At 62.1% G+C, this 24,105-nt stretch carries 16 protein-coding genes; 8 read left to right on the plus strand and 8 right to left on the minus strand.

The genetic code is table 11. The features are described from left to right. The first annotated feature begins 195 nt into the window (after positions 1-195). From tssJ to G7047_RS10625, 7 genes are all read left to right on the plus strand, one after another. Complete coding sequence (gene tssJ / locus G7047_RS10595) at positions 196-771, plus strand: type VI secretion system lipoprotein TssJ (protein ID WP_166304675.1); 576 nt, start codon at positions 196-198, stop codon at positions 769-771. A gap of 53 nt (positions 772-824) precedes the next feature. Continuing rightward, positions 825-2,153, plus strand: a complete 1,329-nt coding sequence (gene tssK / locus G7047_RS10600) for a type VI secretion system baseplate subunit TssK (protein ID WP_166304697.1) — start codon at positions 825-827, stop codon at positions 2,151-2,153. Between the two features lie 66 nt (positions 2,154-2,219). Further along, on the plus strand, positions 2,220-3,593 hold the full coding sequence (locus tag G7047_RS10605) for a DotU family type VI secretion system protein (protein ID WP_205904764.1): 1,374 nt from the start codon (positions 2,220-2,222) through the stop codon (positions 3,591-3,593). Beyond that, entirely contained in the window at positions 3,590-7,192 is a 3,603-nt protein-coding gene (gene tssM / locus G7047_RS10610) for a type VI secretion system membrane subunit TssM (protein ID WP_166304700.1), read from the plus strand. Before G7047_RS10605 ends, tssM begins: the two co-directional genes overlap by 4 nt. A gap of 60 nt (positions 7,193-7,252) precedes the next feature. After that, on the plus strand, positions 7,253-8,020 hold the full coding sequence (gene tagF / locus G7047_RS10615) for a type VI secretion system-associated protein TagF (RefSeq protein ID WP_166304703.1): 768 nt from the start codon (positions 7,253-7,255) through the stop codon (positions 8,018-8,020). 51 nt (positions 8,021-8,071) lie between these two features. Then, a complete protein-coding gene (locus G7047_RS10620; RefSeq protein WP_166304706.1) occupies positions 8,072-10,183 on the plus strand; it encodes a serine/threonine-protein kinase in 2,112 nt (703 codons plus the stop codon). A gap of 97 nt (positions 10,184-10,280) precedes the next feature. Then, positions 10,281-10,790: a TssQ family T6SS-associated lipoprotein gene (locus G7047_RS10625; protein WP_166304709.1), complete on the plus strand. Its 510-nt coding sequence runs from the start codon at positions 10,281-10,283 to the stop codon at positions 10,788-10,790. 74 nt (positions 10,791-10,864) lie between these two features. Here G7047_RS10625 and G7047_RS10630 read toward each other — a convergent pair whose 3' ends face one another. The 4 genes from G7047_RS10630 to G7047_RS10645 form a co-directional block, all read right to left on the minus strand. Then, on the minus strand, positions 10,865-11,935 hold the full coding sequence (locus G7047_RS10630; protein ID WP_166304712.1) for an MBL fold metallo-hydrolase: 1,071 nt from the start codon (positions 11,933-11,935) through the stop codon (positions 10,865-10,867). 107 nt (positions 11,936-12,042) lie between these two features. Continuing rightward, positions 12,043-13,050, minus strand: a complete 1,008-nt coding sequence (locus G7047_RS10635; protein ID WP_166304715.1) for a tripartite tricarboxylate transporter substrate binding protein — start codon at positions 13,048-13,050, stop codon at positions 12,043-12,045. A 41-nt stretch (positions 13,051-13,091) separates the two neighbouring features. After that, on the minus strand, positions 13,092-14,795 hold the full coding sequence (locus G7047_RS10640; protein ID WP_166304719.1) for a bifunctional 3-(3-hydroxy-phenyl)propionate/3-hydroxycinnamic acid hydroxylase: 1,704 nt from the start codon (positions 14,793-14,795) through the stop codon (positions 13,092-13,094). Between the two features lie 21 nt (positions 14,796-14,816). After that, positions 14,817-15,368, minus strand: a complete 552-nt coding sequence (locus G7047_RS10645) for a VOC family protein (protein WP_166304722.1) — start codon at positions 15,366-15,368, stop codon at positions 14,817-14,819. A gap of 122 nt (positions 15,369-15,490) precedes the next feature. On the opposite strand from G7047_RS10645, the gene G7047_RS10650 reads away from it, so the two are divergent. Next, positions 15,491-16,294 carry an IclR family transcriptional regulator gene (locus tag G7047_RS10650; protein WP_166304725.1) on the plus strand — a complete coding sequence of 268 codons (804 nt, stop codon included), beginning with the start codon at positions 15,491-15,493 and terminating at the stop codon, positions 16,292-16,294. 77 nt (positions 16,295-16,371) lie between these two features. On the opposite strand, the gene G7047_RS10655 is transcribed toward G7047_RS10650, so the two are convergent. The 4 genes from G7047_RS10655 to G7047_RS10670 all read right to left on the minus strand — a co-directional run bounded on the left by G7047_RS10655 (position 16,372) and on the right by G7047_RS10670 (position 23,840). Then, entirely contained in the window at positions 16,372-20,934 is a 4,563-nt protein-coding gene (locus G7047_RS10655; protein ID WP_166304728.1) for a M36 family metallopeptidase, read from the minus strand. Positions 20,935-21,204: 270 nt separating this feature from the next. Further along, complete coding sequence (locus tag G7047_RS10660) at positions 21,205-22,284, minus strand: site-specific integrase (RefSeq protein WP_166304731.1); 1,080 nt, start codon at positions 22,282-22,284, stop codon at positions 21,205-21,207. A gap of 201 nt (positions 22,285-22,485) precedes the next feature. Next, on the minus strand, positions 22,486-22,926 hold the full coding sequence (locus G7047_RS10665; protein ID WP_240939442.1) for a ribonuclease HI family protein: 441 nt from the start codon (positions 22,924-22,926) through the stop codon (positions 22,486-22,488). 26 nt (positions 22,927-22,952) lie between these two features. Further along, positions 22,953-23,840, minus strand: coding sequence for a LysR family transcriptional regulator (locus G7047_RS10670; protein WP_166304738.1), 888 nt, complete (start codon positions 23,838-23,840; stop codon positions 22,953-22,955). Between the last annotated feature and the right edge of the window lie 265 nt (positions 23,841-24,105).

The following is a 24,105-nucleotide window of genomic DNA, read 5'->3' on the forward strand; positions in this document are numbered from 1 at the left end:
TCCTTTGCAAACAGTTCCTCATGGCAACAAATGGTGACTATTTGTTTTCATTAATGACAAATATTTACATGGTCTTTCGTTGCAAAAATCGATAACTTTCAACTAATGGTTGCGCATTTCAATTCGCCTGACACAATGCTCTGTAATAATTAGATATTGCTATTAAGCTGGTCACATTCATAGAGTTGCGAGATCATGAAGAAGTTGCTGACTGGGTTGGTTGTTGCAGGGGCAGTGGTGTTGTTGGCTGGGTGTGCGGGACCGCGCGCCTCGATGCCCGCACCCTATACGGTGGTGATTACTGCGGATGAGGGACTCAACCCGGACCGCAACGGCAAACCATCGCCGGTGCAGGTGAAGGTCTATCGCCTGCGCGGCATGAGCGCGTTCAGCAGCGCGGACTTCTTCACGCTCTATGAGAAGGACGATCAAATTTTGGGCTCGGAGCTGGTCTCCAAGGAAACCATCACGTTGCAGCCCGGAGAGGCCAAGGTGCTCATGGGCAAGGCCTCGGGCGATGAGCGGCTACTGGGCGTTTTCGTGGCCTATCGCGATCTCGACAAGGCCGTATGGCGTGGCATTGCGCCGCTGCCTGCCCCCAAGGAGCTCGGCCGGTTTGCTGTGTTTCAGCCGTCCTTTGATACAGCCATCGTGAAGGTGGCGGTGGGCGCGAGCAAGGTATCGGTGACATCGAACGTGCAGGAAATGCCTGTGCCGACGGGCGGCGGGAGCATGCCCAAGCTGCCGGGCGGCATCTCGTTGCCGTTCTGAGTGCTCGCCGCGTGATTTCGAATTCTGAGACAGCTACTGGAGGGAGTTGAGCAATGTATTCACGCAAGGTGGTGTGGTCAGAAGGGATGTTCCTCAGGCCGCAGCATTTCCAGCAGCAGGAGCGGTATCTCGAATTCTTCACGCATTCGCGTGCAATGTCCGCCGAACCATATTTCTGGGGTTTCCGCGAGTTGGTGCTGGATCTGGAAGCCTTGGCGCTTGGCAAGATTGCGCTGGTGAAAGCGGTGGGGGTGTTCCCTGACGGCACGCCGTTCAGCTTTCCCGGGCAGGACACCATGGTCGATCCACTGGAAGTCGACAAGACCTGCAAGGATGAGCGCATCTATCTGGCGCTGCCAATGCGCCGTGTGCTGGCCACCGAGTTGAGCTTCGAAGACGATGATGTGCTCGCGCGCTATACGGCGGAAGACGCCGAACTGACCGATTCGAACTCCCAGTCGGGCGAGCCCGCGCTGTCACAGGTTGCGCACATGCGCGCCAAGTTGATTCCGGCTTCCAGGATCACCGACGAATGGCTGCGCATTGGCGTGGTCCATGTGCTCGAGCGCCGCAACGACGGCACGGTAGTGATCGACAACCGCTTCATCCAGCCGTCGATCAACTACGGCCAGAGCACGCTGCTGCATTCGATGGTCGACGACATCGCGGGCCTGCTGCACCAGCGCGGCGAAGCGCTGGCCGCGCGCGTGCTGCAGCCGGGACGTGGCGGCATTGCCGAGGTGGGTGACTTCATGATGCTCAACATCATCAACCGCTGGCAGCCGATGATCACCCACCTGCGCGATCACCAGATCCTGCACCCCGAGCGGGTCTACGGCAATCTGCTGGAGTTGGCGGGCGAGCTCTCGACCTTCACGCGCGATGGCCGTCGCCCGATCAACTATCCGGTCTACGACCACGACGAACCCAGCCCGTGCTTTGAGGCGGTGGTGGCGGATATCCGCCGCTCGCTCTCGATGGTGCTGGAGCAGAACGCGATTCCCATCGAGCTGCATGAGCGCCAGTATGGGGTGCGCGTGGGTGTCATTCCTGACCTCAACCTCGTCAAGGAAGCCAGCTTCGTGCTCGCGGTGTTCGCCGAATTGCCCGCAGACGTGGTGCGCGCACGCTTCCCGACGCAGGTGAAGATCGGTCCGGTCGAGAAGATCCGCGATTTGGTCAATCTGCATCTGCCGGGCGTGCGCCTGCATCCGATGCCGATTGCGCCGCGCGAGCTGCCGTATCACGCGAACTACAACTACTTCCAGCTCGATACGACCAATGAACTGTGGGACCAATTGCAGCGTTCGGGAGGTGTGGCGCTGCATATTGCGGGCGACTTCCCGGGACTGCGACTGGAGTTCTGGGCCATCAAGCCCTGAGTTTTTGCCGAGTGCGCAGTGGTGTGTCGATTCCTTCATTCTTGAACGCAATTCAGAAGAACATTCGTGTCTAGCCCAACTACTTTTTCTGCCACCAGTCTGTTCGATGACCGGCCAGCTCAGGCCCATGGGCAGGCCACGCAGGATTCGATGCTTCTCGGTAATTCGCCGACGGTGCTGGATTTGCCCGACGTCGTCAGCGGCTCGAACCCCATCGTCATGGCGGCCAATCCGGTGCTCAACCTGGTGCCGCAGATCCGCAGCACCGCGCAAATGGGCGATCCTGCTCGCTTCCGTGAATTTCTGATTGAGAAGGTGCAGGAGTTCGAGCGCCGGGCGCGCGAGCTCGGCGTGCCGCCCGAGACCATCATCGGCGCACGCTACTGCCTTTGCACGCTGCTCGACGAATCGGCCGCGCAGACGCCTTGGGGCGGCTCGGGTGTGTGGTCGCGCCATAGTCTGCTCGTCACCTTTCACAACGAAACCTGGGGCGGCGAAAAGTTCTTTCAGCTGCTCTCCAAGCTTGCCCAGAACCCGCAGCAATATCGCGATCTGCTCGAGCTCATGTATTACTGCATCTCGCTCGGACTTGAAGGGCGCTTTCGCGTGGTCGACAACGGCCGCGCGCAGCTCGAGACGCTGCGCCAGCGCCTCTGGACCATTCTTCGCGACCAGGGCGTGGGCAGCGACGATACGCTGTCCCCGCACTGGAAGGGTGCCAGCGGCGGCGGTCCGCAGGGCTGGCGTCTGCTGCCAGCATGGGTTGTGGCTTGTCTTGCCGCGTTGATCGGCCTGGGCTGCTATTTGTGGTTCGCGTTCTCGCTGGCCGGACGTTCGGATGCGGTGTATGCCAGCATCAGCGGCCTGCACCTGAACCGTGTAGTGGCGGCGCAGCCCAAGGCCGCGCCGGAGCAGCGTTTCAGCAAGTTCCTCGAGCCTGAAATCCGCGAGGGTCTGGTGAGCGTGAGAGACGAGGCGGACCGCAGCACCATCATCCTGCGCGGCGATGGCCTGTTCGCCTCGGGGTCAACGAGCGTGCTGCCCGCCTACATGCCGGTGCTCACGCGCGTGGCCGATGCGCTGGCCACGCGGCCGGGGCAGGTCATGATCAGCGGCTACACCGACAATCAGCCGATCCGTACCGCGCGCTATCCGTCGAACTTCGAACTCTCGCGTGAACGTGCCGAGCAGGTCGCGGCGATTCTCAAGAGCCGTGGCGTGGCGCCCGAGCGCCTGCGCTCGCAGGGCCTGGGTGATGCCCAACCGGTGGCTGACAATCGCACGCCGGAAGGTCGCTCGCGCAATCGCCGGGTGGAGGTCGTTTTGTTCGCCGTGCCGACGGCGCCGGCTGCTGGTGCGAGCATCGCTCCAGCATCTGTGATCACGCCCATTCCCCCTTCAACGCAAACCGCGCCTTCCGCCTCGGGAGGTGCTCGATGATGTACTGGTTGCGACGCATTTTCGGTTTCTTTGTGAGCCGTGCTTTCTGGATATTCGTCGGTGTGGTGGCGCTGTCGCTGTTCGTCTGGTTCGCGGGGCCACTGTTCGCGTTTGCGGACTATCGACCACTCGAATCGACCAAGGTGCGCTGGTGGATCATCGGCTGCCTGTTCGGGCTGTATTTCCTCTGGCTGCTGATCTCGTTCTGGCGCCGCCGCCGCGTCAACAACTTGCTGTTCAGCGGCATCGGCCGCATCAAGGACGCGGTCGAGTCTCAGCGCAAGAATTCCGATGTGAGCGACGAGGTGCTGGAGCTGCAAAGCCGCTTCTCCACCGCCGCTAAGACGCTCAAGGATATGCGCGTCGAAGGCAAGTCGCGCAACGGCGTGTGGGGCCGTAAGTTCATCTACGAGCTGCCTTGGTACATCATCGTGGGCGCTCCGGGTTCGGGCAAGACGACCGCTCTGGTGAATTCGGGCCTCGATTTCCCGCTCGCCGGGCAATACGGCAAAGCCGCGCTGCAGGGCATTGGTGGCACGCGCAACTGCGATTGGTGGTTCACCGATCAGGCCGTGGTGATCGACACCGCAGGCCGCTATACCACGCACGACAGCAACGAGGACGTCGACAAGATCGAGTGGCAGGGCTTTCTCGGCCTGCTCAAGAAATACCGTCCGCGCCAGCCTGTCAACGGCGTGGTGTTGACGCTCAGCGTCTCCGATCTGCTGACCTTCACCGATGAAGAGCTGGTAGCCCACCTCACCGCGCTGCGCGAGCGGTTGAACGAGTTGCAGAGCGCCTTTGCCATTGAACTGCCTGTCTACCTGTGGGTGACCAAGGTCGATTTGCTTGCGGGCTTCAACGAGTATTTTGGCGGCTACAGCAAGGAACAACGCAACCAGGTCTGGGGTTTCACCTTCCCGTATTCGGACAAGGCCAAGACCAATCGCCCGACCAAGGCCGCGTTTGAGCAGGAATGGGCGGCGCTGCAGTCGTCGTTGTTCAGCGTGCAGGATTCGCACCTCGCACACGAACAGGACCTGCGCCGCCGCAACTACATCTACGCTTTCCCGCAGCAGTTTGCGGGCCTGCAGAGCCGCTTGTCACGGGCGGTGGATTTCGTCTTTGCCGAATCCCGCCTCACCCAGCAGCCACTGCTGCGTGGCGTGTACTTCAGCAGCGGCACGCAAGAGGGCACGGTGTTTGACCGTGTGCTGGGCAGTCTGCGCCGCCAGTTCTCGACCGCCGGCAAGGTGCCGACTGCACAGAACACCGATAGCGGCAAGAGCTACTTCCTGCACGATCTGCTGGTGAAGGTGATCTTTGCGGAATCACACCTCGCGGGCCGCAACGTGAAGTGGGAGCGCCGCACCCGCGCGCTCACCTACATGGGCTATGCGCTGTCGGCACTGCTGCTGGTCGGGGCCATCGGCGCCTGGGTGGTCAGTTACGGCAACAACAATCGCTACCTCGCTCAGACGGAGGAGAACGCCCAGAAGGTCTCCAAGTCGATTGCGCACTACGACAGCAATACCGCCAACCTGAGCGCGCTGCTCGGCCTGCTCGGCCAGGTCAAGGGCATTGCCGACACCGACGCGTTCCCAAGCAACGATCCGCCGATGAGCTACCGATACGGTCTCTATCAAGGCGAGAAGGTGACGGCCGCCTCGGACGCCGCGTACCAGCGCATGCTGGAGAACGGGCTGCTGCCTTTCGTCTCCAAGCGTCTCGAAACGCTGCTGCAGAACCCGCCGGTCAACAACCTCGAGTATCTTTACGAGGCGCTCAAGGCCTATCTGATGCTGCAGCAGTCCGAGCGTTACTCGCCCAAGGGCGTGCGCGATTGGGTGATCACGGACATCAAGACCTTCTTGCTGCCCGATGCCGACCCGGCCACCGCCGAGAGCATTGAAAAGCACGTAGGAGCGCTGTTCGCCGATGACCGTGTGGTGAGCTCGCCATACCCGATCAACGAGCCGTTGGTGAGCAGCACGCGCCTCAAGCTGTCGACGCTGTCCACTGCTCAGCGCGCTTATTTTCGGCTCCGCAGCCGACTGATGCTCAAGGACATGCGGGAGTTCAACATCATGGACGTCGCGGGTCCGCAAGCGGCCAACGTGTTCATGCGCAAGAGCGGTTTGCCACTCAATCGCGGCGTTCCGGGACTGTTCACTTATCAGGGCTATTGGGATCTGTTCGACAAGTCGGTGAACAGTGTGGTCACCGAGGTCAGCGATGACGAGGGTTGGGTGCTGGGCCTGCCTGCTCAGACCCTGAAGACACAGGCCACCGATGCCCTGCAAGGCAAGCTGGTGCGTGAGGTGCGCCTTTTGTTTCTGCGCGAATACCAGCAGACCTGGTCGCAGTTGATGCAGGACGTGCAGTTGATTCCCAGCGATTCGCTGGCCACCTCGATCCAGCGCATGAGCGTGCTCTCGGCACCGGATTCACCGCTCCCCCTTTTTTTGCGTGCGGTGGTACGCGAGACCACCTTGCTGCGCGAGCCAGACAAGGGCCAGCAGACGGTGGTCGACAAGATGGCGCAGAAACTCAAGAACACGCGTGACGATTTCGAACGCGTAGTCGGTCCGGTGCCGGGCGCGCACACCACGCGCGAGAACCGCGACGAGCGCATCGTCGATGACCACTTCGAGCCCCTGCGCCGCCTGGTCGGCGCACCGGGTCAGCAGACGCAGGGCAACATGCCCATCGACTCGCTGATCAAGACGCTCGACGAATACTACGGTACGCTGATCGCCGCCGATGCGGCACATCGCTCGGGCGGCACGCCGCCGCCCAACGACATGGCGCTGCGCCTGAAAACCGAGGCCTCGCGCTTGCCCGCGCCGCTCGGCCAGATGCTGGGGGGCATCGCCAACACCACGAGCCGCTCGATACAGGCCATGGCCAACGCCAAGATCGACACCGAACTGCGTGCCAACGTAGGCGATTTCTGCCGCAAGGCGGTGGCGGGGCGCTATCCGCTCAATCGCGGTGCGACCAATGATGTGACCCCTCAGGACTTCGCGCGGCTTTTCGGTCCAGCCGGGCTGATGGACGACTTCTTCAACCGCAATCTCGCGCAGAACGTGGACACCACGACCTGGACCTACAAGAAGAACATCGACGGCAGCACCACGGGCGGCGGTGCGAGTCTGGGTTCGTTCCAGAAGGCCAGCGTGATCAAGAGCGTGTTCTTCTCGGGCGACTCCATGCCCAAGCTGCGCATCGAGATGAAGGTGGTGGAGATGGATCCGTCGATCTCCAACATGGCGCTTGACATTGATGGCACGGTGATCCGCTACGCACATGGGCCTCAGATGAGCCAGCCGGTGATCTGGCCCGGATCGCGTGGGCGTCAGCAGGTGTCGCTGCAAATCACCGACAAGAACGGTGGTCAGGGCGCGATGACGGCGGACGGCGCCTGGGCGTTGCATCGCTTCTTCGACAAGCTCACGCTGGCGGCGGGCTCCAGGCCTGAATCGTTCACGGCCACGGCCATGGTGGGCGACAAGAAGGTAGTTTTTGAGGTGACGGCAGGGAGCGTGCAGAACCCGTTTCGCCTGAACCAGTTGCAGACCTTCAGTTGCCCGGGCTGACCGCATGGCGGCCCGGAATGGAATGAGAGAGAAAGACCAAACATCGAGCACCACAGCAGCATGATGAACAGCAGCAATGATCTACCCGCAGTGGAAGTCATCTGGGGCGGCAAACTGCCGAGCCATGGGGATTTTCTTTGGAGCAATCCCCGCAGCGCCGTTCGCGCACGCTTCGAGGAGTGGCTGCAGGCGGGCATGATTCAGGGCCGCTCGCAATTTGGCGATGGCTGGCGCGACTTCATGGCAGGTGCCCATCTGTGGAATTTTCTGGTGCCATTCGATGCACTGAACATGCCTTATGTGGTGGCCGGAAGCCTTGCGCCGAGCGTGGATCGGGTGGGGCGCCAGTACCCCTTCATGGTGGGTTACGTGTTTCAGCGCGAAATGCTGTTGCGCTCGACCGAACTGGTGATGGAGTTGCCGATGTTGCTGCATCTGACCGGCCAGCAACTGCACACCGCCATTCGCCGCGCCTTACCGCGTGCGGTGCTCGACTCGATCTGGGCCAACGTGCTTGCGCAGTGGCGCCAGAGCTGGGCACCGCATGTGCATGTCCGGTCGGGGCCGCTCACCAGCAGCGGCTCTGACATTCTGGATGTGCTGGGCAATGGGTTGCATGGCACGAACGAAGCCGACATGAGCACACGCCCAGCCACGCGCGAGTCCGCCTATCCGTGGCCCGACATCATGCCCAGCCTGCACTCGGCCAACAGCCCGAGTTTCTGGTGGACGCACCCGGCAGGCGGCGCGCCGCTCAAGGCGCTGGCCTACGAATCCCCGCTCGACGGGCAGCTCATGACCTGGCTTTTTGGCCGGGCAGGGCGTTGAGATACAAGGAGCGACCGATGACACGGCGTCCCCAACAAAGAGAACAAGTCTATGGTGCAAGAATCAGCTGATAACCATTCTGGCGCGATCCCAGGCGCAGGGGCTCCGATGAGCCTGCCGCTGCACACGCGGTTGGGCGAGTTCGAGATCATTTCCGTCATCGGCGAAGGCGGTTTTTCCATCGTCTATCTGGCGCACGACCACCAGCTTGAGCGCACCGTTGCGATCAAGGAATACCTGCCCGGTGCCATCGCGTATCGCGCGGCGGACGGCACGGTGCAGCCGCGCTTCGAGAAGTATGAAAGCACCTTTAAGACAGGTCTGCAGAGCTTTCTGAAAGAGGCGCGCATCCTCGCGCAGTTCGAGCACCATTCGCTGATCCGCATTCACCGGTTCTGGGAGCAGAACGGCACGGCCTACATGGTGATGCAGTACTGTCAGGGCAAGACCATGCGCCAGCTGCTGCAAAGCGATCCGGCGCGCGGCACCGACGAGGTCTGGCTCAAGCAGGTGATGACGCCCGTGCTCGATGCCCTGCGCGTGCTGCATGCGCGCAGCTGCTACCACCGCGACCTTTCGCCCGACAACATCATGATCCTCGAGTCCGGCGCGCCCATGCTGCTGGACTTCGGTGCGGCGCGGCAGGTCATCGGGGACATGACGCAGGCGCTCACGGTGATTCTCAAGCCCGGCTTCGCGCCCATTGAGCAGTACGCCGACGATGAGTCCATGCGCCAGGGTCCGTGGACCGACATCTATGGCGCGGGCGCGGTGCTGTACTTCGCGGTCACGGGCAAGGCACCGACCGCATCGGTCGCGCGGCTGGTCAAGGACCCGCTCAAGAAGCTCTCCGCACAAACGACCCTGTCGTTGTCGCCACAGTTTGCGCAGGCAGTCGATCATGCTCTGGCGCTGTTCCCGGCGGACCGTCCGCAATCGGTCGACGATTTCGCCAACGAGTTGCTGGCGCAGGATGGTCCGCTCTCGCACTTCCAGGTATTCCCGACGCTGAGCGGCGCAGCCGTAACGGCATCCGCCGTCGCAGCACGTCAGCAGGCGATGCTCGAGACTCAGGTCGAGGAAGAGGCTCAGGCCCAAGCGCTGACAAATGCACAGGTGCAGGCTCCGCCGCCGCCCGAGCCTGTCCAAGACTATCCCGCCACGGTCATGGCACCGAAGGTCAATGAGCTGCTTCAGCCCGCGCACGAAGAGTGGAAAACGTCCACGCATGCAGCGCCAGCGCCAGTCGTGGAGCCCACTCCGGTCGAGCATTCAGTGCGCCATTCGCAGCGACTGCCTTCAGCGGCTGAACAGGCTGTGGCAGCGCCCGTGCCCGAACCGGTCGTTGAAAAGGCAATGCCTGCCGAAGTACCCGTCGCGCCACCACGCGCCCCACAGCCCGCGCCGCGCCCACCTGTGCCCACCGCCAAAAAGCCATTGGCACCTGCGGCTCCGCGCGTTCGCGTTACGGAGAAATCCGGTGGCAAGAAGCGCACGTGGGGGCTGTATGCGGGCGGCGGTGCCGCGGGACTCGCGGCGCTTGTGGCGGCTGCGTATTTTCTTGGCGACAGCGGACAGCACACGGCCATCCCACCCGTGGCGCAGGGCGAGCGGAACATCGAGATTCCACCCGCACCGCCGCAGCCTCCGAGCGAGCCGACGCTGCCACCTGCACAGGTCGCACCAGAGCCCGCGCCACTATCGCCTCCTGCGGTGGTCAATGATCCTGCGCCGGTGCCCGCACCGCCGCCGCCTATCATTCCACCTCCGATTCAGCCGCCCGCGCCCGCTCAACCGCCCATCGCGGTTCCGCCGTCGCCAGCGCCGCCCGCATCCCTGCCAGGACGCCCCAACGGTACGACGCAGCCGGGCGAGACCAATACTGGCAGCCCGGTGCCCCCCATCGAACCGCCGAACAACAAGCCGGTGGTGGTCGCACCGTCGAACAAGCCGGGCGCCTTTGTGCGGTTCTCGATCAAGCCATGGGGCAAAGTGATCGTGGACGGCGTCGAGAAGGGCGTTTCACCGCCGATGGTGAGAATGTGGCTGCCCGAAGGCGAGCACAGCATCGTGATCGAAAATGCGGGTTTCCCGAATTTCAGCACGCGCCTGAAGGTGGAAGACAAGAAAGACAGTTCGCTGAGTTACCGCTTCGGCGGTTGATCGGTGATTCAGCCATCAGTGAAGTAAAGCCAAGGTGAGCGGGCGTCAACGCACGCCGACTTGCCGGTTGCAAGAGTTGGAAGAAGGAATGAACAAGATGTCGAAACGAATCTATTTTCTCGCGCCCCTGATGGTCGCTGTATTGGCCGTGACTGGTTGCGACACTGCCCCGAAGAAGGTCGAGCCACCGCCACCGCCGCCCGTTCAGGCGGTCGAACCGGAGCCGGTCGCGCCTCCCGCATCACGTGCGGAACGCGTCGAGGCTGAGCCCACCGCCACCAACAACACAGAAGCGCTGACGGGCGTGGAGCGCCGCTTTGCCGAAGGCCTCAATCAGTACAACGATGGCAACTACCCGAATGCCATCCGCATCTTCCGCGAGCCCATCTTCAGCCGCGCCTGGCCTGAGTTGCAGGTGAAGTCGCTGAAGTATCTGGCGTTCAGCTTCTGCCTGAACAACAACCCCGGCCAGTGCCGCAGCACTTTTGTGCAGCTCCTCAAGCTGAAGCCCGATTTCGATCTGAGCGAGGCCGAGAGCGGCCATCCCGGCTGGGGCCCGGTCTTCAAGCAGGCCAAGGCCGATGTGGCCAAGTCCGGCGTGAAGTAAGAGCATCCACAAAAGATCAGGGGGCCTTGCGGGCCCCCTTGTGTTTGATCGCAGAAATCCGAGATTTCAGCCTGTCACTTGCCGCCCGCCGGTTGGCGTTTGTCGGAATCCATCATCGCCTGCGAGTAGTCGATGGGCAGCCAGCGGTAGCTGGTCTTTCCTGCCGCCTGCACACGGCCGATGGCGGGGAAGGGCAGATGTGATCCTGCGATCCATTCGCCGGATTGCGCGGCGTCCTTGAGCACCTTGGCACGCGTCGCACGCGCCTTGGCCTGGTCCAGATCGAACTCGACTGTGATGGAGGGATCGGCGAACTGCGTGGCCACGTTGTGCACCACATCGCCCCAGATCAGCATGCTCTCCTTGCCGGAGCGAATGCGGTAGCCCGTATGGCCCGGCGTGTGACCGGGCATAAGGACCGACTGGATGCCGGGAATCGGTGATGTGCCCGCCTCGAACTGCTGGAATCGACCTGCTTCCTTGTAGGCGGCAAGCGATGACTGCACGCCCTGATAGACGGGCAGATTGTCCTTGTTTCGCTCGCTGGCCAGCCAGTAGGCCGCCTCCTGCTCGGGCAGGTAGACCATGGCGTTAGGGAAGGCCATCTTGCCGTCCGCGCTCAGGCCGCCGTCGTGATCAGGGTGCAGATGCGTGAGAAACACGTAGCGCACGTTCTCGGCCTTGTAGCCCGACATCTGCAGGCTGCTCGCCAGCTTGCCCATGCTCGCCCCCAGCGCCTGTGCAGCACCGGTGTCGATGAGGATCACGTTCTCGCCGTCGTCGAGCAGAAACGCATTGACGGAGGTGCGCACGTCGCGCGGCTGCTTGGAGAGCTTGAGCAGGTTGATGATGTTGGCCTGCGTGCGGCCCTTCATCAGCTTGCTGTTGATCTCAAAACTGCCGTCATACAGCACGGTGACGAGGTATTTTCCCATCTTCATGCGGAAGAATCCGGGCGACTGGTCATTGCGGTTGTAGGCAGACGCGGCCTGCTCCGCAGCCTCGGCGGCCTCAGCCGAAGGGGTGGCCTGATCGTCAGCCTCGCCTGTCAGCAGGGGCCAGTTGGCGCAACCGGCAAGCAACAGGGGAACACTCAAAACGCCCAGAGCGCGCACTCCCCGCGCTCGCCAGATTTGCAATGCCATGGCTTGACCAAATGATTGAAGACCGCACGATGATAGCCATAGTCTTCGATATTCACCATGTCAATTGATGCTGAAAAAAGTTTGCAATTGAAACTGTTGTCTGCGGCTCACTTGTTGGTGATGCCGCGCGCCTTGATCATCGGCCCCCAGCGGTTTTGCTCCTCACGCACATAGGCGGTCATGGCATCGGACGTGCTGGGGATGGCTTCCATGCCGAGTTCTTCGAGTTTGCGCACGACCTCCGGGTTGGCGAGCGAGGTCTTCAGCGCCGAGGCGATCAGCTGCACACGGTCCGGAGCGGTGTCCTTGGGCACCACAAGCCCCTGCCAGGCGTAGACGGCTTGCGTCGACAGATTGAGCTCCTTGAGCGTCGGAACATGGGGCAACTGCGGCAGGCGCTTGTCACCGGTGACGGCCAGCGGAACCAACTTGCCTTCCTTCACGAACGGCAGGGAGAGTGATGGCGCGAGCGCCGCCACCTTGATTTGGCCGCCGGCCAGATCTTGCAGTGCGGGCGCGTCGCCCTTGTAGGGCACGTGGTCGGCCTGCGTCTGGGTGTTGCCGAGCAGCATTTCCATCGCAAGGTGATGCGGCGTTCCCACACCCGCCGTGCCATAGCCGATGCTGCCCTTGCGGATCTGCTCCATCAGCTCGTTCATGTTCTTGATGCCGCTTTGCGTGGACGCGGCGATCAGGATCGGAAAGCGGCCCATGAGCCCGACGGAGGTGAAGCTCTTCTGCGCGTCGTAGCGGATGTTGGAATAGATCGCGGGATTGAACGCGAGGATGGCGACATCGGCGGTCAGCAGGTTGTAGCCGTCGGGCGCGGCGTGCGAGATGGCCTCGGCGGCGATCATGCCGGCCGCGCCCGCGCGGTTGTCGATGATGACCTGCTGCTTGAGATGCTTGGACAGCTCCACACCCACGGTGCGCGCAAGCACATCGGTGCCGCCGCCTGCGGGAAAGCCGACGGTCCATTTGATGGGCTTGTTGGGATAGGCTTCGGGCTGCGCCGCCAATGAGGGCAGGGCGGCGGCCAGCGCCAGGCCGCAGATCAGGGCACGGCGCGGGAGCGAATGGAGGATGGATGGCTTGAAGATGGATGGCTTGGACATGGTTTGTCTCCTTGTTGTGATGTCTGAAAAAGCGTGGCGAATCAGGCCGATACTTGCGCGAGCGCGGCGCGTGCGTCCATCACGCCGTGGCTCAGGTCGGCAGCCGCGTCCGGCTGGTCGAACAGGTCCTTGGCGGCTCCGGCGATCAGCGACTTGAGCTCCTGCACCGAGTGCGCGACGCCGTAGAGGTAGTGGTCCGGTCGCACCAGCACGGCCACGCCGTTGTATTGCGCGAGCCAGTGGGTGAACAAGGTGTCCTGCTCTTCCACATGCAGTACCTGCGGATCGCCATTGCCTGGTTTGCTGGGCGCGGTGAACGCGTTGTCGTGCACGACCACGGTGCGGCCGTTCATCTGGCGCCATTCAGGCAACTGACTCCATTCGTGCGCGGGCATGTCCGGCGTGGTCACTATCCAGAAACCACAGGGCATCACGTTGTCCATGCGCGTGAAGCCGTCGCCGTGGCGCACCCAAGGCTGCACGAAGAGATCGCCCGCGCCGGTCAACAGCGAGCCATCCGCATTGCGTGCGAGCGCGCCGGTCTCCAAGCCGGGAATGAACTTCTGGCGCACGGTCTCCGACTTGCCTGCGCGCAGCAGCTCGCCGAGTTCTTCGTCACGCCTGCGGGCCTTGGCCTCGTCGAGTTCGCCGATGATGAGACCGAACGACTTGGCATGGCCGACCACGGTGCGCACATGCTTCTTGCGCTCGTGGCCGTAGGTGTCGAGGATGCGCTGGCTGTAGCCTTGGCGTTCCACACCGTCGATTTTCCAAGCAAGGTTGACGGCATCGCGCACCGCGGCGCACAGGCCCTGCCCGAGGAACGGCGGCATCTGGTGCGCACTGTCGCCGAGCAGAAACACGCGGTCAAAACGCCAGTCGTCCACCACTACCGCGTGAAAGCGGTAGACGGCGATGCGGCACAGCTCCAGATGCGTGGTGTCCACAAACGAGGACAGCGCCTTCATCACCAGCGCCGGGTCCTTCATGAACTCCTGCGGGTCTTCGCCGGGCAGCATCTTCATCTCCCAACGGCGCAGATTGTCTGGGCCAACGATGTAGGTGCCGGGGCGCGATGGGCGGCAGTACTGCACGCAGCGCTCGGGCAGCTCGATAGGGCCGCGAATCCACAGGTCGACGACGATCCACCATTCATCGAACGCGAGGTCCTCAACGCTGGCGTTCTCGCGCAGACGGATCGGGCTGTTCGCACCTTCGCACGACAGCAGATAGCGGCCGGTCAGCTGAACGGTCTGCTGATCGGCAAGACGCAGCAGCTCGACCTTCACGCCGTCCGCGCGCTTTTCGTGGCGCACCAGTTGGTGGCCGAGCAGCTCGGTCACGTTGTCAAAGCGCGCCACGCCCTTGCGCAACGTGGCTTCAAGTTCAGGTTGAATGAACATCCACGTTGGTTCCCACGCCAACTGATTCGGCGGCGGGGCAGGGTAGAAGCGCTTGATCACCTGTCCGTCCATGCCGACGAAGTCCGTACCCGGATGCGGCGAGCTGCTCGCGTTGATCTCGTCGGCGAGGCCGATCTCCTGGAACACCCGCATCACCTCCTGGTCGGCGGTGATGGCGCGCGGCTTGTCGAAGATGGCATCAAACTGGTCGATGACCGCGACGCGGTAGCCGCGCTGGCCCATGAGATTGGCGATGGTCGCGCCCGCCGGGCCGTAGCCGGAAATGATGATGTCGTAGTCCGTCGGGTGGACGACGGATGGAATACCGCGCGTTTCGCTCATGTTGTCTCTCTCAACTCTTTCTCAGCCGCGCTGGTAGCCGGTGGCCGCGCCGAAGACTTTTTCGCGCTGTGACCAGTCATGGGTCTGGGCCCACAGGTCGAGCACGGCGGGCGCTTCCTTTTCAAACTCCGCATAGCGCGCGGGATCGCAGGTGCGGGCCGTGAGTTCGAGCCGGTGGCCGGACGGGTCGAAGAAGTAGATCGACTCGATGAAGTCGTCATGGTTGGTCGGGCCGACGACCTTCAGACCCTTGGCCTCGAGATCCTTCTTGGCCCGATGCAGCACGTCGAGGCTTTCCACCTCGAACGCGAAATGCTGCACCCAGCCGGGCGTCTTCGCATCACGGCCGGATGGCTCGCCTTCATCCTGCGGGCATTCGAAGAAGGCGATGTTGCTGCCGTCTTCCATCTCGAAAAAGATGTGCACGTGCGGGCTGTACTTGCCGGTGGACGGCACATGGTCCTCGCCCATCGCGTGGGCAAACTTGAGACCGAGCACCTCGGTGTAGAAGCGCGTGGTTTGCGCGGCGTCCTTGCAGCGGAAGGCGGCGTGGTGAAGTTTCTTGCACAACATGTGGTTCTCCTTCGGTTGTGGGATGGGCTCTGCATAAAATGTCCGGTGATCGGACATGCCTGCAGGTGCATGGATTGATTGTTTTCTAATGCCTTCACTGATAAAAGGCTTCTGTCCATTAAATGAACTCGAAAATTGCCACTGATGCCGGCTCACTCAAGCGCGGCGTAGCGCTGCTCAAAATCCTGGCGACCGCCGGCAATCGCGGTCAGGCGCTGACCGAGGTGGCCGAGAAAGCAGGCATTCCGCACCCCACGGTGCACCGCATCCTCAAGCAGCTCATCACCGAGGGCCTCGCGATCCAGCATTTCGAGACGCATCGCTACAAGCTGGGGCCGCTGGTGTTTGAGCTGGGCCTCGCCGGATCGAGCCTGCATGACATCCGAGACCTCTGCGAACCCTCGATGCGCGACCTCGCGCAGACCACCGAGGACACGGTCTATCTGGTGCTGCGCAGCGGTTTCGAGGCGGTCTGCATGCACCGCTGCGAAGGCCCGTTTCCGATCCGCGCGCTGGTGCTGGAGGTGGGCAGCCGCAGGCCGCTCGGTGTCGGCGCGGGCGGCCTTGCGATTCTTGCGGCGATTGAGCCCGACGAGCGCAGCGCCATCATCGAACGCGTGGAGCCTTACCTGGCAGGCTTCGGCAATATGAGCGTAGTTCAACTCCGCGATGCCTGCGACCAAACCATCGCTGAAGGCATGGCGCTGGTGCAGAACAAGGTGAGCATGGGTGTGACGGCTGTCGGCATTCCGTTCCGCAACTCCGTGGGCTCGCCCATTGGCGCGATCAGCGTGGCCGCGCTCACCCAGCGCATGCCCAACGCACGCATCCAGAAAGTCGCCGCCGAACTGCGCCGAGAGGCAACGAACATTGAGGCCCGCCTGCGTAAGAGCAATTGGAGCCAGGCCAACCCGGCGCAGCGCTGAGCTGCGCCGAGGCCTTCAATCCATTCAACCACCCGAGCGCAAACGCTGCCTCTGCGTCTGCGCTCAGGCAACGCTCATCATGCGGAGCGTTCCTTGCGTCCATTGCTGAACGCGAAGCCCAGCCAGCCCAAACCCATCGACAGCATCACCAATGCCCAGCCGGAGAGAGAAGACACGGGTGTGAAGGTAGTTCCGCCTGTCACCGGTGGCACTGCAGCGGCCAACGCCAAACCACCCGGATCGGTGATCGTGCCGTCGGCCGTGCCATCCGAGTCACCTTGTGCGCCGTCGGTCAGCGTGATGTCCACCGTGTCGCTCGCGACCATGGTCATGGGGATTCGGTACCACTGCGCTTGGCCGGTCGGGCTGGTCTTGCCGTACTTCCAGTATTCGGCACCTGCCGGGATGGGCGCTGGGTATTTGATGCGCAGCGTGACGGCGTTGCTTGCTCCGACGTTCTGTAGCTTGAAGCCAACCAGGCCAAACGGGAAACCGTAGCCCGCCAGCGTGGGCACGGCCAACCCGGATTCGCTGCCGAACTGGTCGTTGGCGAATTGCGCTGAGGTCGGCAAAGCCGTGGTGGAGCCGTTCACGGTGATTGTGACGGTGCCTTGGCCGTTGGGCGAGGGGCCGCTGATGGAAAGCGTTGTACCACCAGTGCCACCGCCTGGATTCACTGGAGCAGCCGTATTGGTCAGCGCGAACTGGCTGCCGACGCCGATGGCCGTGGCGGTCACGATGTAGTTGCCTGCGATGCTGTTGGCGGTCGCGGTCACTTGGGCGTAGCCATTTGCGTCGGTCTGCACGGACGTGGATGACAGCGTCGCGGAGGCTCCAGTGGTTGGCGCGGCAAAGCTGACGGCCGTGTTGGCGACAGGTGCACCGCCCGCATACAACAAGCGCACGCGCAAAGGCTGGGTAAAGGCTGTGTTGACTTGCGCTGTTTGCGAGTCGCCGCTGATGATGCTGAGGGCGGGGCTGCCAGCGCAGGTTTGTGCGTCTGTGACGACCTTGGGGAAGGGCGTGTTGGTGATGCCGGTGATGACGATGTCATCCACTTCCCAGCCTTCGGTTCCCACATACTGATCGGTCTGGATCACCCAGGCGAGTCGCACGGTCTGCCCGCTGTAGGCGGAGCCCAAGTCGACGGTCACGGATTGCATGGCCGGCCAGTTGGCGCTGCCTTGCACGAATGCCCGTTCGCCTTTGGCTGGATTGAGGCCCTCGTCATCGATGAACAGCGTGCCGTTGTAGGCACTGTCAGCGACGCGCGTCCATGAAGTACCCCCATCAGTGGAGATCATCAACTGCCCGCCGTCGTAGTTGGCGCCGCCACTGTAGTATTCGAACTTGAAGCGGTGCTTGAACGATATGGTGAAGTTTTCGCTTGTCGATACTTGGAGCGCGGGCGTGCGCATCCAGTGCGAGCCATAAGTGCCCGGAGCCGCCGCGGTATAGCGGCGATTGAGCGGCTGACCCGCTTCATCATGCAGGCGTGCAGCCCAGGTGTTAGCGTAGGCCGGTTTGCTGCTGCCGAATTCCATGACGCTGGGCAGCGCTTCGGCGTCATCGGATTTCAAGCTGTCGGCCACGCGATCACGGTGCAATGGAACGAAGATCATGCGCTCCTTGGCTCCTCCTTGCTGCCCCGTAAATGTCAGGCTGGCAGAGATGCGCGAGCCACTCGGCGCGGTCAGGCCCGCGACCTGCACGCGTGTGCTGACCGAGATCGTATCGCCAGCCGCGATGGACGGAACGGCAAGGGTGTTGCCATCCGGAAAGCTCAGGTTGGAGAGATCGGCTGAAAGCGCCAGTTGTGCGCCGCCCATGGCGGAAAAGCCGTTGTTGCGCACGGTGAAGGTCAGCACGCCGGTTTCGCCGCTGTCCAGCACCTCGTCGGCGTCGCACCGCTGGGCTGTCGCACCGCTCATGGACAGCTGCATGTTGTCGAGCGCTAGGTCACCGCTGGTGGCGTTGCTCTCGATCACGCCCGCATTGGTTTCAGAATAGCGGTCCGGAATCACGGCGAAGGTGCCCGCGCCACGTTTGACAAACCCTGCGCTGCAGCGTGCATAGTCGGCCGGATCATTGCTTGCCATGGGGGCAAGCAGCGCGTCCCGGGCTTCCGTCAACGTGGGGTTGATGGGCGTGAGCTTGTAGCCCGCAACGAGATAGTTCTTCATGCGCGTTTGCGCTTCGGCAAACGGGTGCGCATTCAACAGCGACGCATAGCACTCCCACAGCATGGTGGTCCAGACTTCGCCGGCATTGTGGATTTCGGCGTTGACGCCGGTGTTGCCGTTGATCGGTACGGTCGTTGGCAACGCTACACCATTCACGATATGCCGCAACGACAGTGGATTCTTTGTCATGTCCGTCGAGTAGGGATAGCGGCGAATGCCGAACAAGGCGGTGTTGCCGCTATCTTTGGCCGGATCGGCTACTGAACCCATGGCATAGCTCGCGCTGGAGTAGGCCCCTTCGAACGTGCTGTTCCCGGGGCGATTGCGATCGTCGTCTCGCACGAGCATCAGCAGGGAATGGAAATCTCCCCAGCCTTCACCCAGTCCGTCGGAATGATTGGTGGTGAGTCCGTTGCCATCACCGATCAGGCGATTGCTGATGTAGTGGCCCCACTCATGGGCGATGATGCCGTTGTCCAGAGCGCTGCTGCGTTGGTCGTCGTGCGGTACCCTCTTGATTTGCAACGTGATGGACCCTCCGGCATCCAGTTCCGCTTTCAATGCATCTCCGTCGGTCTTCGACACGCTGATAGCCGGAATCGTCGGCACAATTCCGGGGGTATTGCTGGCACCCATAGCGGGCGCGGCACCCGGTAGGTTGTTCACTACCACAATGGCGACGGCTCCCGCATCCTGCACATATTTCGCCTTGACATCGAAGCTGCAGGTTCCGCGGTACACCAGTGCTATTTTTCCAACAAGCGATCCGGCTGGCAGCGCAGCGCAGGCCTCATTCGTGGGCCACGCAGTGCCGGGCGCGACGAGCATTGCAACGGGAGAAGTGATATCGAACTGCGTTGGACCAAACGAAGCACTGTTCACGCCAAAGGTCAGCGTCAGCGTCGCGGGCGAAACCACGTGTGCTTCCAGCAATGTCGAGTAATTGACGAAGCGGTACATGCGCATCCGGGGCGATTCGCCATCCGCTGGCGTGGTCATGTTCGCGTTGTTGAGGTTGTACGCTGGATTCGGGTCGCTGTTGTCCAGCGCCTGAGCGATCAGTGCATCGTTGCCCAGACCTGCAGTGTCGTAATTGACCTTCTGCGCATTGCCGGCCGCTTCATCGAAGCCTGAGTCATAGAACCAGTCGTGCAGCCAATTGGTGGTGTAGAACATGTTGACCACCGAGGCAGACACCTGCGCCGTGTCCGCCAGCGGCGAGCTGCTGTGGTTGTAGCCATGGTCGAACGTAGTGGGCGCGGTGATACACGCGATCATGTCGTGGCCAGTGGCCAGGCTGCAGTTGTTCTGGTCAACCGCTGCAAAGTCGTCTCCTGGGCCTTTGATGTTGGCAAAGGCCAGTACGTTGTTGCCCGAGGTGACGGTGGCATTGTCATCCAGCCAAGGCGCGTTGGTGCGAGCGAGCGAGCTGTTCATCGTCACCAACTGCGCTGCCTCGAGCGGCGCGGCGTAGCCGTCGGGCAACCCCGTGGGGTGGGGCGTTCCGTTACGCCCCTGCGGACCGGACATCGGCACGCCGGTGGCCGGATCAGCCCAGACGCGGTATTTGAAATCGGCGGCATGCGACGTGAGGCTGTGGCGCAACAGCAGACGCGCGTCATCGGCCGCGATCACGTAGGCGTAGGCAAAGTGCTCGCCGTCTTCCGTGCCTTGCACTTCCACATAGAAGGCGCTCACCAATCCCTCGGGCAGGCGAAACCACACGGGCTTCACCCGCGCCGGGATGGCCAGCGTTGCACCGGCATCGCCAGTCACCCCCTGTGGCAGAGTCAGTTGCTGATAGGCCCCCGCCTTTTGCTTGGCATCCGGAGCTAGGGCCTGCAACTGCCCGGCGACCTGCACGGAGAAACCGAAATCCTGCAGAACCCGGGCCACCGCGCCAGCAGCATCCACGCGATTGGCCGAAGCCGCCTTGGTGGTCGACTGCAGCGTTGTCTGGGTACTGCCAAGATATCCGCCGATGGCCGTCGCCTTCATGCGGGCGTTGAGCAGCACGGTGGCTCGTTCACGAAACACCTCAATGCCGTCGCGTTGATTGGTCAGGCGCACCAGCCGCCCGCCGCCCGGCAACGTCTGCACATGATGGAGCGGCGCGGCATCCACTTCGCTGTCGGTGAGTCCGTACAGGCTCGCGAGCTGCTTGAGCTCCTTGCGGGCAGCCGTTTCCGGTGTCCCCATGTCGGCTCGGGATAGCGTCGCGGATTTCGTGATCGGCTTGATTTGCACAAAGGTCGGTAGACCTAGCCGCTCTTCACGTGAGACGCGCTCCACGCCTGCGGGCAGGGGCAATGTACTGGACTTGCGCTGCACGGCGAGCGGGGCATCGCCCAGCGCATCCACCGTGGCCAGTTCACGGGCATGAAGGATGCCCGGCAGAGCCAGAACGGTGGTACAGATCAGCGCTCGCTTGATCCAACCAGGGGACGGTAATTGCATGGCTTGACTCGAATAATTGGATCGGGAAATGGATCGGCACGTGTGCGGTCGATTCAGTTAACAATCAATTACATCAGGTAAGCAAGAGTTTGTATGTCCCCTAAATAGGTGAATTCGCAGGTCGCAGGAACGCAAAACAACACAAATCCGCTGAATTTGAGATTGATTGATATACGTTGCTTGCGCGGTGATCAGGTACGTGCGCGACTGAGCTTTTCACGCTGTTCGCTACCGCGTCCGTTCCTGCCGATTCCGATGCTCAAAACCGTCTCAATCCAGTAACTTGGCCGCCTTGCTCATGCCCGAAGGGCGGAAGTAGCCCAATACACTCGCCACACTGCGGTGCCCGGTCATCGCCATGGTGTCCGCAAGTGGCACGTTCTGCGCAGCGGCCTCGGTCACGAAGCCGCTGCGCAGCGAGTGGGCCGAGTAGCTGTCAGGCAACCCAGCCAGTTCGGCGCGGTACCTGACGATGTCGCGCACAGCCGATGGAGACAGGGGGCCACCCAAGGTTCCGCTTTTCCCCACCCTTCTAAAGATGCGTCCATCCACCACACCTGAGGCTCCTAGCCAGGCCTGAAGCGCCTCGGCAGCCTTGCCTTCGATGGGCTTCTGGTTTTCAGGGCGATCTGCGGCGGTCTGATTGGTCTTGGAGAACGCAAGCGTGAACACATATGCGTCGCCACCGGTGCGTCTGAGGTGCTTCATTTCGGCGCTGGTGACTTCCGAGCGTCTGCGGCCGCCCGTTGCAAAGGCAAAGAGCAGCAGGGCGCGGTCGCGCAAACCCTTCATGCTGGCGTCACAGGTCTCAAGCATGGCCATCAGCGGTTCGCGCGTGAGCGCATCTTTCTTCTGTGGCAGATCGCCTCGCTTGCCATACGTCCGGCGCGTTCGGGAGAGTAGTTCCCGCACCTTCGCGTCCTGACAGGGGTTGTCCAGCTGCCGCAGCTGATGCGCCTTGGATAGGACCGACACGCGATGCGTTAGTGTGCTGAGCGTCATCGGGCCGGTCTTGCCTTTGAATTTCAACTTCACCAGCAACGCATCGATCACGTCAGGCAGCTCGTGCTGCAACCCACCAGCCGTAGTGCGCTGAGCGTGGTCGACGATGAACTGCATCACCACGCTCGGCTGCAAGGGCAAGGCAATGGCCTGCCCAAACCGCAGTTGGTACCAAGCAGCCCAATAGCGCAGCGCGCTGCGGTAACTTGCCAGCGTATTGGCCGATTCACCTTCGCGAAGCAGTTCTTCTACGGCCTGAGACGCGATTTCGGACAGCTTTTGAGGATCCAGCAGTGGAGAAAGTCCCAAGCCCGAGGTTTGTAGTGTGAAAACTGGCAGAATTGTCATATTTAATATGTGGTATGTATTGTTTATTACACAAATGGCCATGAGATGGCGATAATCTTCATTTATCGTTGGTAATTTAAGAGACGTACAGGTAAAAGGCAAATGAAACGTGCAAGAAGTGCGCGCGTAGCGCAGTTCAGCCACAAAGCACCGCCAAGAGGGGAAGCGGTGGGCCAAAAGTCGAAGGCAGGAGCCAGTTGCTCAGGCCAAGGCCGTAGCTTCGACGGCGCCAAATCCTGCGCCTTCCCAATCCCCGCGCGCCAAAGCATCCGCAATCGGGTTCTTGTGGCGGGGGATCCAACTGACCCGCATGCTGTCAAAGCGCTTCGCCAGCGTTCGCGCCTTGTCATAGACAGCGGCAAGCCGTTCGATTTGCTTGGGCTCCGCTAGGCTCAACTGCGCAGCCAGAATGCTGTTGTCCGTATACATCCATACATGGCGGGCCTTTTTCGCAAGCAGCCACTCGAATGCATGGATAGCCGCACGGGCCTCGGCCTCGTTGTTGCAGCCGATTCGCGGCAACGGGACGCTGAACGCATCCACGCAGCCATCTGGCGCGTAGACGACCCCGCCAATGCCGAGTTTGCCGGGATTGGGCAGGGCGCTGCCATCAATGAAGACCATCCACGTCTGCGAATCCATGGCGGCCAGCATAGCGGATGCAGCGCTCAGTTTCCGTATTCAGTGATCACCGCAAGCACGCTCTCGACAGCAGGATTGGGATGCGTAGTCACCCGATGCGCAATCGCCATCGGACGCATGAGTGCCGGCGACAGATGGCGGATCACCAGATGCTCGGGCAGTTGCTGCTCGTCAACGATTTCCAGTGGCAACAACGCAGCGCTTTGGCTAGCCACCGCCATGCTGATCAGCGCGCCCGGATAGCTCATCGTGAGAAATGGTCGCGGCCGTTGACCCGCCTGCGCAAACCAGCTTGAAATCAACCCATGCATCTGCGTCGCTGGAGCAAACGAGGCCCAGCGCCGACTTGCCAGCCACGCGGGAGTGATGCGCTCGGGAGGATTCCAGGAGGAGGGCAGCACCGCCACCATAGGATCGTTGCGCCACGGAATCATCTTTACCTCGGCAGAGGCCGCCTGCGGGCTGGCGACGATGCCAATCTCGAGCGCCCCCGCCTGCAGCCGTTTGATCGACTCGCCCGTACCAAGAGCCTCGAGGCGCACTTCGACGCCGGGACTTCTTGAAATCAACGTCTCCAGCATCAGCGGCAACAAGCGCGTGCTGACCCCGGCGGACATTCCCACGCGCACCACGCCTTCACGCCCCGTAGCGCGGCGCTTGACCAACTCCATCAGATCGTCGCTCGCCAGCAGGAGCTTGCGCCCCTCATCCACCAATGCCCGCCCGGCAGGCGTGAGCTCGGCATGCCGCCGACCACGCACCAGCAGCGCGGCGTCCAGTCGCGTCTCCAGCTCCTTGATATGCAGGCTGACGGTAGGCGCGGCCAGATGCAGCGCCTGCGCAGCCGCCGCAAAGGTTCCCAGATCCCCAATGGCGATCAGGGTTTGAAGTTGGTCGAGGTTTAGGTTACGCATCAGCTTTTCTGATGTTAATAGTCAGTCAATTCAACTTTACAGATGGTATCCGGACGCAGAGCATTGAAACCCTATGGAAAACGACAGCAAACCTCCGAACTGCCAAAGCGGCGATCCGTTGGGCAAAAACACCATCTCACACTGCGAGCCTCGCGAACGCGACAAGGTCTCGACGTGGTGGCTGCGCTGGGTTGCCCAAGCCTCAAATTGGTTGGACCGAGCCGAGCAGCGCATCACGGAAAACTTTCGCGTGCCGCCAAGTGGG

It is taken from the genome of Diaphorobacter sp. HDW4A (genome assembly GCF_011305995.1).
GTDB lineage: Bacteria > Pseudomonadota > Gammaproteobacteria > Burkholderiales > Burkholderiaceae_C > Diaphorobacter_A.